We start from the raw sequence: 1,217 nt of genomic DNA, 5'->3' as shown, positions 1-1,217 counted from the left end.
ATCCGTGAGGACCTGACGGCCTTCTTCACCGACCTGGCTGCCTTCCTCGCCACGCCCACCGGCCGGGCGCTGGCCCGGATCACCCTCGTCCAACCCGATGACACACGGTTCCAGGAACTGCTCGAGCAGTTTTGGACTGCCCGCCTCGACCGCGTCGGCGCAGTCATCCACCGCGGCATCGACCGGGGCGAAATCCCGCGCGAAACCGACGCGGAACTCCTGCTGGAGGCCCTGACCGGCCCGCTCCACCTGCGCATCCTGGAACGCAATCTGCCGGCTGACCGCGACTACGTCCGCCGGCTCGTGGACCTCCTCCTGGCCGGAGTCCGCTCCACTACACCGCCTGCCGAACGCGCGTAGTTACCCAGCCGTCACGCCACCCGTCCCGCCCGTGGGCATGAAGGCACGTCCCTCTGCGAAGGCCGGCCCACGCGAGGGAGGGAGTCGGCGAGCACAGCCCTGATGTCCAGTACCACTTCCTCCACCAGGGGGACTGCTCTGCGAGGTCGGCGAGACCGTCGGCATCGCGGTCCACAGCGCGCACGCGCGCACCCGTGGCGGCGAGGCGAAGCGCACATGCCCGGCCGACCCCGCTGGCCGCTCCTGTCACCAGAGCGGTCCGGCCGCTGAGATCGATACTGATTACGCTCTGCACAGGGCTCGGCTTCATGACGTTCGTTTCCTTCCAATACGGAGAAGGTGGACTGGTCGCGTGTGGCGGCGAGGCCCCACACGCGACCAGCCTGACGACCCGCAGCACTCGCATTTCCTATGACATCGGCGCTCTCCACAGTTGCGCGATCGACAGCGGCCCACCCATCACCCGTGCCACGTACACGCCGGCGATGGGTGGACCGCAAAAAAGCCGAAGTCGCCACGGGCGTTGGGTCAGCGCAGCTCAGGCCATGCTCATCGCTTAGCGCTGGATTTCGAGGCTGCTATATCTGTCAAGCCGCCTCGGCGACGGGGCTGAGGGTTGTTCGTGTGGGTGCTGCTGTTCGTTCCGGGAGCTTGTAGATCTGGCGTGCGACGGTCCGTTTGAGGCAGCGCCGGGCTTCTCGGGAGGACTTGCCTTCGGCGGTGCGGCGCAGGATGTAGTTCCTGGTGGCGGGGTCGATGCGGGTGCGGATCATGACGATGGTGTGCAGGGCGCGATTGAGCTGCCGGTCCCCGGTCCGGTTGAGCCGATGGCGGTTGGTGAGCCCTGACGACGCCGG

3 protein-coding genes are annotated in these 1,217 nt (G+C 67.5%); 1 reads left to right on the top strand and 2 read right to left on the bottom strand.

Annotated features, from left to right (window positions below; all coding sequences use genetic code 11):
- A partial coding sequence (locus AB0F91_RS47245) for a TetR-like C-terminal domain-containing protein (protein WP_360609084.1) occupies positions 1–360 on the top strand: 360 nt, incomplete at its 5' end.
- On the opposite strand, the gene AB0F91_RS47240 is transcribed toward AB0F91_RS47245, so the two are convergent.
- Both AB0F91_RS47240 and AB0F91_RS47235 read right to left on the bottom strand, forming a co-directional pair.
- Entirely contained in the window at positions 335–670 is a 336-nt protein-coding gene (locus tag AB0F91_RS47240; protein WP_360609082.1) for an SDR family NAD(P)-dependent oxidoreductase, read from the bottom strand. The genes AB0F91_RS47245 and AB0F91_RS47240 overlap by 26 nt on opposite strands.
- A 277-nt stretch (positions 671–947) precedes the next feature.
- The coding region (locus tag AB0F91_RS47235; protein ID WP_360609080.1) for a transposase at positions 948–1,217 on the bottom strand (270 nt) is incomplete at its 5' end.

Source organism: Amycolatopsis sp. NPDC023774 (genome assembly GCF_040639695.1).
Taxonomy (GTDB): domain Bacteria; phylum Actinomycetota; class Actinomycetes; order Mycobacteriales; family Pseudonocardiaceae; genus Amycolatopsis.
The sequence above is the reverse complement of the archived record's forward strand: the minus strand, read 5'-3'. Positions and strand labels throughout refer to the sequence as shown.

What these genes read in the sequence shown, in the direction of transcription:
- AB0F91_RS47240 (WP_360609082.1), bottom strand. Translation starts at nt 670, where the DNA reads ATGAAGCCGAGCCCTGTGCAGAGCGTAATCAGTATCGATCTCAGCGGC.